8 protein-coding genes and 1 pseudogene are annotated in these 6,812 nt (G+C 60.2%); 6 read left to right on the top strand and 3 right to left on the bottom strand.

The genetic code is table 11. From position 1 onward, the window contains the following. Positions 1–119: 119 nt before the first annotated feature. Positions 120–530, top strand: a pseudogene (locus tag ACXYMW_RS19560) (relaxase/mobilization nuclease domain-containing protein); the annotation flags it as partial. Between the two features lie 138 nt (positions 531–668). On the opposite strand, the gene ACXYMW_RS19555 reads toward ACXYMW_RS19560, so the two are convergent. Then, complete coding sequence (locus ACXYMW_RS19555; RefSeq protein WP_459037008.1) at positions 669–944, bottom strand: hypothetical protein; 276 nt, start codon at positions 942–944, stop codon at positions 669–671. On the opposite strand from ACXYMW_RS19555, the gene ACXYMW_RS19550 reads away from it, so the two are divergent. The 4 genes from ACXYMW_RS19550 to ACXYMW_RS19535 all read left to right on the top strand — a co-directional run bounded on the left by ACXYMW_RS19550 (position 943) and on the right by ACXYMW_RS19535 (position 4,613). Beyond that, positions 943–1,260 (top strand): hypothetical protein, encoded by a 318-nt coding sequence (locus ACXYMW_RS19550; protein WP_459037007.1) that lies wholly within the window; start codon positions 943–945, stop codon positions 1,258–1,260. The genes ACXYMW_RS19555 and ACXYMW_RS19550 overlap by 2 nt on opposite strands. 291 nt (positions 1,261–1,551) lie before the next feature. Continuing rightward, positions 1,552–1,734 carry a hypothetical protein gene (locus tag ACXYMW_RS19545; RefSeq protein WP_459037006.1) on the top strand — a complete coding sequence of 61 codons (183 nt, stop codon included), beginning with the start codon at positions 1,552–1,554 and terminating at the stop codon, positions 1,732–1,734. A 279-nt stretch (positions 1,735–2,013) separates the two neighbouring features. Next, the gene (locus ACXYMW_RS19540; protein ID WP_459037005.1) at positions 2,014–3,414 is read left to right on the top strand and encodes a helix-turn-helix domain-containing protein; all 1,401 of its coding nucleotides are present in this window, start codon (positions 2,014–2,016) and stop codon (positions 3,412–3,414) included. 563 nt (positions 3,415–3,977) lie between these two features. Then, on the top strand, positions 3,978–4,613 hold the full coding sequence (locus ACXYMW_RS19535) for a HEPN domain-containing protein (protein ID WP_459037004.1): 636 nt from the start codon (positions 3,978–3,980) through the stop codon (positions 4,611–4,613). A gap of 209 nt (positions 4,614–4,822) precedes the next feature. Here ACXYMW_RS19535 and ACXYMW_RS19530 read toward each other — a convergent pair whose 3' ends face one another. Both ACXYMW_RS19530 and ACXYMW_RS19525 read right to left on the bottom strand, forming a co-directional pair. After that, positions 4,823–5,308, bottom strand: coding sequence for a helix-turn-helix domain-containing protein (locus ACXYMW_RS19530; RefSeq protein ID WP_459037003.1), 486 nt, complete (start codon positions 5,306–5,308; stop codon positions 4,823–4,825). A 425-nt stretch (positions 5,309–5,733) separates the two neighbouring features. Next, positions 5,734–6,264, bottom strand: coding sequence for a hypothetical protein (locus ACXYMW_RS19525; RefSeq protein ID WP_459037002.1), 531 nt, complete (start codon positions 6,262–6,264; stop codon positions 5,734–5,736). Positions 6,265–6,455: 191 nt separating this feature from the next. Here ACXYMW_RS19525 and ACXYMW_RS19520 point away from each other — a divergent pair, with 191 nt between their 5' ends. Next, a complete protein-coding gene (locus tag ACXYMW_RS19520) occupies positions 6,456–6,812 on the top strand; it encodes a plasmid mobilization protein (RefSeq protein ID WP_459037001.1) in 357 nt (118 codons plus the stop codon).

Genomic DNA, 6,812 nt, shown 5'->3' with positions numbered 1-6,812 from the left:
AAATCCGGCGACTTGGCCGAGGATCACTTGGCGACGGTGCAGGAGGCCATCGAGGCCGCGGCCGAGGTCATCTCCGCGGCACGATTGGAGCTGCGGGACCAGCTATCGAGGCTGTCGGGATGAACCTGAAGCAGACCAGGATCGCAGTGGGCGGCGGCCGCACTGCCACAGCGCATCTTTCTAAGGAAGAGAACGAGCGCGTGACCGTGCTCGAGGGCTCGCCTGACGCGGTGTTGGATGCTGAGATGACTGCCGAGATGGCGGGGCACAAGTATGGCCTGCGCCATTTTGCGATCAGTCCTGACGAGGAGATATCGCCTGAACAGCTCAACTGGATGCTGGCCGAGATCGCCCAGGAGTGGGGATTTCCGGAACGTCCAAGGCTTCTCGTCGAGCATGTGAAAGAGCGTGCCGACAGCTCGAAGGTGCCTCACTACCACGCGCTGTGGGACTCGACGGATCCGGAGACAGGCCACGTCATCGACGCGCATGCCATGTACAGTCGGAATGAGAAGTTAGCGAGAAAAGCAGAAGTCGAATTTCGACACTCTCTGACGAAGGGACGGCACAATCGCGCGGTGCACCAAGCGCTCGAACGCGAGGGAAATACCATCGTCGCGGATGCCGTGCGGCCGCTGACGGAAGGCCGGCCGGCGCTTGCCTCTTTCTCATCGAAAGCATTGGCGAAAGCCGGCCGTCTCGGCGTCGACCTCGCGGCAATCAGCCAGCAGCTCGAGACTGTGAAGGGCGAGCCGCTGGAGCAGAGAGCTGCCGCGATGAAGCGCCTCGAGGAAGAGCACAACATCTCTTTCGTGCGCGGCGACCGACGCTCTGTCGTCCTCCTGCGCAGCGGAGACGACACGATATCCAACAGCAATAAAGCACTCGGCATCGCTGCGTCTGACGTCGATGCGATCCTGAATTTGAAGAACGGAGATTTTCATGACCGAGGATATCCCGGACCCGGAGGACCTGCTGCCGCCGGACCCGAACGAGGACCAGCCGACACCGGTCCCGGCCGAACCAGAGAGCGAGGAAAGCAGCGAGAGCGGCACGCTCGAGCGGGTCGACGGGACGACCCAGGAAATTCGATCCTACCTGATGGACAAGGATCCAGAGGGCAGCGGCGAGGACGAGCTTCTCACGACGGTACGCGAAGCCCTGAATCTGCTGCTCGAGATAGCCGAAACGCAGAAGTCGCAGGGCGAGCAGATCGCCGAGATGAAGCTGACGCTTCAACACGTGCGCGACGCAGTCTGAGCACGTCTCAGAGGTTGGCTCGAGCGACTGCAGGGCACGGCACCCGGGATATCCGCGCGCGCATCATGAGCGCCCGACAGACGACTGCAGAGCCATCGCCCAGGCAGCGCCTCGAGCGAGCCTCCGCAGGCCGCAACACGCGCGATTTTCAGGATCGGCTACGAGCCGCGCGGGAGCAGATTTCAGACCAGAGGAATTTCGACAATGTCATCGACGAAGAAGACCGCTTCACCATCACCAGCGGCAGAGTCGAGGAGAGTGCTGGCCAGCACCCACGAGAACACGCGGAGAGTGCTCGAGCTTCTCCAGCCGCAGACCGAGGACGAGAAGACGGAGGATCATCCTCTCGAGACGATCCAGGGACTACTCGAGCAGATCGTGCAGCTGCAGACGGCGACGTTGGACGAAGTGCGCCGGAATCGCGAGGACATCGAGGCCTTCAAGGCCATCTTCGCGCAGCTCGAGGACGCGTAGCGACGCGTCATCTGGATCGCGCCGCGAAGCGGGCAGCGCCGAGCGCTGCAGCTGCAATCGAAGGCATCAATCCATCTCCGGAGCCGACACCACCGCTCGATCCTGACGATCCGACTTGGGCTCAACGAGCTCTTGCCGCGTGGGCGCGCTCCTACAAGGCCACGCACGGTATCTGAGCTTGCTTTTTGCAGCGTCACGTCAGACATTTTCGGGAGCACAAATAAAGACGACGACCGCCTGTCGCCAAACAAAAACGGTCGCCGTCGTATAGGTACAGGCATGAATCTAGCGTCCGTCGTCGCAGACGACAACCACAATCCGAACCCAAACCGACTTCCTGATGCGGGCCTGCAGTGGGCTCCAACGCCTCGTGAATCCTGGCTTTTGCCAGAAGATCACGTTCGAGTCCTTCATCCAGAAATCCGACAGCGGCAGATCGCGACCGTCGCTCGCCGCGATGCTGCCTGGAAGGAGAATGCCGTTCCGCTTGAGGATCTGCCCAGGTACGTCCAGTCGCTGCGCGGCCTCGCAGACGTCTACGTCTCACAGCAGTCTTTCTATGGATGGCGCCGTGTTTCGTCCCTGGCGAACCTTGGAGCGGCCTACGTCGATCTCGACGTCTACAACACGACCTGGGCGAGCTGGTCCTCTGAGCAAATAGCGCAAGCTGTCCTCCGGGCACTCGATGCCGCAGACATGCCCGCACCTTCATACATCCTGGCGACTGGCAGAGGGTTGGTTGTGGTCTGGCTTATCGAACAGACCCCGAGGGGGGCGTGCCCCCGATGGATGGCAGTCCAGAAGCACTTGGCACATGCCCTGAAGGGCTTCGGAGCCGACTACAAAGCCTTGGATGCGGCGCGCGTATTCAGGATCGCAGGGACAACGAACAGCAAAGCCGACGCGTCCGAGGTTCGCCCAGTCTGGCCGTGTTCGCTTTCCCAGATTCAGAGATATGACTTCGATGACCTTGCCCACGAAGTCCTGCCTCTTACTCGAGGCGAGCTCGTTTCCCTTCGTGCTGAGCGAGCCAAACGAAGGGCCGAGCGAGAGACTGTCCGGCCGCAACGACGTCTCGATACAGGAACACTGTGGGAGACGTATCTGACCGACCTGCAACGGCTCCGGCAGCACCGTTGGTGGGGTGATCTTCCGGCCGGTCAGCGCGACGCCTGGCTATTCGTGGCCTGCAACGCGGTGAGCTGGCTCACGCCAGCTGGACAGCCTTTGCTGCGCGAGACCTACGCGCTCGCTCAAGAGGCAGGAGGCTGGTCAGAGGGGGAGACCAAATCCCGAATGTCCACGATCTACCACCGTGCAGCGGCGGCAGCTCGCGGCGAGAAGATCGAGTGGCAGGGGAGACAAGTCGATCCGCGGTATCGGTTCCGCGCCGACACCATCATCGAGTGGCTCGAAATCTCCCCGCAGGAGATGCGCGAAGCGGGGCTCACTGCGCTAGTCGATGACGACGTGAAGCGCGAGCGTGACCGTGAGAGGAAGCGGCGCGAACGATGCTCTGACGACAAGGCCACCGCGAAAGCCCGGCTGCGCATGGAGGCGCTGCAGATGCACGCTGTGGGCTACACTCAGGCGCAGATCGCAGGGTCCACGGGGGTCACTCAGAGGACCATCGGCCGCTGGATCTCCGATTACAAAAAGTCTCGAGAAATCAACGGTTAGACATTTTTGTCCGGGTGTATGGTGGCGTAGCCCCGCCGTAGGCGGGCGTTCCCGTGTGAGACACATGACGTCTGGCTTCGAGCCGCGTTGGCTCGCGCAGCCCGACGCCGGAGGCGCTCGAGGCGAGCAATGCCGATCATGCCAGCGGCTGTGCCGCTGACAATGCGGCTCGGTACGGCCCAACAAAGTCAGTTTGGTACCCCGAGACCTGTCGGGTCAGGAATCGATCTATAGGCCTTTCTACGAGGGGGCGCTGCGCAACGGTGGTTTCCAGGTGATGAGCCGCGCGTAGCTCCGAGCGCAGCGCCCCCTAGAAGGCTGGCAAGCTCGGAGCGTTAAGCGCGCGGCGGCCTATGATCGAAGATCGGCAAGGCCGTAGGCCGCGCAGGCGGCAGAGCCGCCGGAGAGAGGGGGGTCTGGGGGGAGAACCGCGGGCCAGGGAAACTAGGCGCCCTCGAAATACACGTCCCTGAGTTCGTTTCTCCTCTCGTGGGATGCCACCCCCAAGGACCACCGAGAAAGCAACGAGAGACCTGTTTCTGGACGATTGTGAGGGTCTTCAGATGGAGTCCGAGAAGAGAGCTTATGTTGCTTACCCTCTTCCTCATCGCTTAGGAGCGGCAACACTTCAGGCCCGCGCTTCTGCCCAAGGACTTGTTCCGGGCGTCGTTCTAAGCCTCATGTACCTACCTTTTTTGCTCACCCGTCATGATGCAGGTCGTCCCTTGAAAGAACCTCACAAAACAGCGGTTGGTCTTTTCAACTACGCGCATTCATATGCGCAGTCGGCAGTATCTTTAGAGAAGAACCCTGCAGAAGCTACTCATCCTCACAGCCCCATATACTTCTTGTATTTCCACGCTGTGGAGCTGTACCTGAAATCACTTCTGGTCCGTATGGGTTACGACCTGGAGGACCTTCGCAAGAAACATGGGCATAAAGTTCGCCCATTGGCAAAGCTCTGCCAAGAGTCCGGTCTGCATCTTTCTCTGGATGCAGAGCAGGCCATTGCCCTGATGGCTGACACAGACAACGTGATTAGCTCGCGATACATTCGGGTTGGAACGCATACGAGATTGCCATTTCCAGTGTACCAGGAGATGTGCCGTTCTCTGCATGAGCAGATTGGATGGAAGGTTTACGAAGGCAGTGGAGTCTCTCGGATACCTGAACTGAAAACGGAAACCACCCGCGCATAGTTGGGCTCAAGGCTCCACCAAAGCAGCGGACTGTAGTCCGATGCATCTGCACCACCAGTCGCATTCATGAGCTGAGCCACTAACTGTGGCCCCGCAAGGGGCCGTGTCCTCGCGCTTTGCGCTGCGGGCCGCACCCACTCCCCTTGCGGGGCCACAGACAGCGCCTCCACGACGCTCATGCGACCGGCGGCTCCGAAGCAGCGGACTATTCAGAACGGCCACAGACGAAAACGACGAGGTTCTGTGGGCCTCTCTGAGGTGGCGGTAGTTTCCTTTTCGGGCAGTCGCGTAGCGAGCTCCTCAGCATGCCTTCTCCAAGACTCCCTCTCTTGGCGAATGTCATTGAGGGCTTTCTCAGACCGTTCCCGTTCTCGATCCAACTCTGCCTCAGCCCGCGTTCGCTCCCGGTGCAACTCCGCTTCGAGTTCTGAGATGCGTGCGTCCCGTAGTTCAACAGTCCCCTGCAGCAGCTTGATTTCGGCACGCAATTCGGCCTGGGCATCAGGCGTGGGCGGGGTGGGCGTTGTCACCTGGGCGGTCCTACGGGCGGACGCCCAGGCCTCAAAAGATTCAGGGTGGATCTGCCAAAGATCTTTGTTGTCCTGGTACCCTTTAAGCTGGGCGTTTTTAAGGGCGCGCATGATGGTGCGGCGGCTGACCCCAGCGCGGGCGGCCGCCTCATTGGGGCTGAGCATCAGGTGGTCCTGTCACATGGGCTGTCACATGGGCAGGGTACCATGCCCGCTTCCGGTGGGGGAGGGGGCATGGATCGGTGCTTTCAGCTGGGCTCTCGATGCTTGTGCGAGGCGTTCGAACGTAGTCGGACCTACGATGGCCAGGAGAATGGTGACGAGGAGGGCGAGGCGGGTGAGGGTGAGGAGGTTCTGCATGACCAGGAGGTGTGTCCACCTCTCACGTCGCGGAAATCGCCGGGTTGAAAAAAAGCGGCCGGATCGATCCATGGATGATCCGGCCGTCATCTTCGCGCATCGATGGTGGCGTCCCCGCGCACCGACATCAGGTCACATGTCGAACGCGGAGCGGGATGCAACCTTGACCATCTTTGCGCCGGGAATATCCCGGGGTCTGGGGCAGAGCCCCAGGCATAAGGTCACAAAGACTACTCGATTTTGAGGGTTTCTCGAGCTTGCCGAAGAATGCGTTCAGCGCTTTCGACAAGGTTGTCCAGCGCCTCCCTTTGTTGCCTAATTTTCTCGGTAACATCACTTGTCGGGACCGCCTCGGAGCCATCAATCCTATAGGCTGGGCAATTCAGTCGAGCTATTGAGACCCACACGCTTAGGTCTGCCTTTTCGACCCCTATTTCGCGAGCCAAAAGGTTTGACATACGTAGATGGCTTTGGAAATCACACTCAAGTTTGAGCTCTTCATCCGACAAAGTTATTCCAAATTTTTGTGCGTTACGCAACGTTGAGCTAAGGTTCCTCTTTCTGGTTATGTCCACAACTTGGTCGACGTTCGCCACAACAAATAGAACCGACGAAGAGATACGTTCGTATTTGGCGTTCTTCTGCCGATCCTTCTCGTCCTTCGCGCGTGTCAGGAACGGCATTATCACTGACGATACTGCTGTTAGCGCTGTGGTTGCAGTTGTGATGACAAGCGCGATATCGCTGGCTTCCCAAGTCATGGAGGTATCCTTCGTGTCTTTTCCGACATGAAGCCGGCCGCCGGCTTTTAAATTTCATGAAACCGGCAACGTCTACCCTGACCGAAGTCGGGATCAGCAAGCCGTATGGATGTGCCCCTGCGGGACACATCCAAGCTTGCAAAGGGGGCGTTCCGCCCCCGTTTGATCCCCCCGCCGCCAGGAGACGACCAATGACGAGAGACCGCCAGTTCAAAGCCCGCATGAGCGCCTCCGAACTCGAGCAGCTCCAGGAGCTGGCCCATCAGCATCGGATGCCAACGGCTGATCTCGTGCGCCTCGTGATGCTGGGACCGGACGTTGCTGACCGCCTGCCTGATCGCGACATCCTTGGCGGTATCCTGCGCCAGCTGTCGGGCGTTTCCGGAAACGCAAACCAAGCTGTCCGAGCACTGAATACGGCCGCGAAATCCGGCGACTTGGCCGAGGATCACTTGGCGACGGTGCAGGAGGCCATCGAGGCCGCGGCCGAGGTCATCTCCGCGGCACGATTGGAGCTGCGGGACCAGCTATCGAGGCTGTCGGGATGA

Source organism: Roseivivax sp. CAU 1761 (genome assembly GCF_054482755.1).
Note: the sequence above shows the minus strand (reverse complement) of the source record. Positions and strands in the feature narration are given on the sequence as shown.

Excerpts from the sequence above, each read along its gene's own strand:
- ACXYMW_RS19520 (WP_459037001.1), top strand. The coding sequence starts at position 6,456 with ATGACGAGAGACCGCCAGTTCAAAGCCCGCATGAGCGCCTCCGAACTC.
- ACXYMW_RS19550 (WP_459037007.1), top strand. The coding sequence starts at position 943 with ATGACCGAGGATATCCCGGACCCGGAGGACCTGCTGCCGCCGGACCCG.
- ACXYMW_RS19555 (WP_459037008.1), bottom strand. The coding sequence starts at position 944 with ATGAAAATCTCCGTTCTTCAAATTCAGGATCGCATCGACGTCAGACGC.
- ACXYMW_RS19525 (WP_459037002.1), bottom strand. The coding sequence starts at position 6,264 with ATGACTTGGGAAGCCAGCGATATCGCGCTTGTCATCACAACTGCAACC.
- ACXYMW_RS19535 (WP_459037004.1), top strand. The coding sequence starts at position 3,978 with ATGGAGTCCGAGAAGAGAGCTTATGTTGCTTACCCTCTTCCTCATCGC.
- ACXYMW_RS19540 (WP_459037005.1), top strand. The coding sequence starts at position 2,014 with ATGAATCTAGCGTCCGTCGTCGCAGACGACAACCACAATCCGAACCCA.
- ACXYMW_RS19530 (WP_459037003.1), bottom strand. The coding sequence starts at position 5,308 with ATGCTCAGCCCCAATGAGGCGGCCGCCCGCGCTGGGGTCAGCCGCCGC.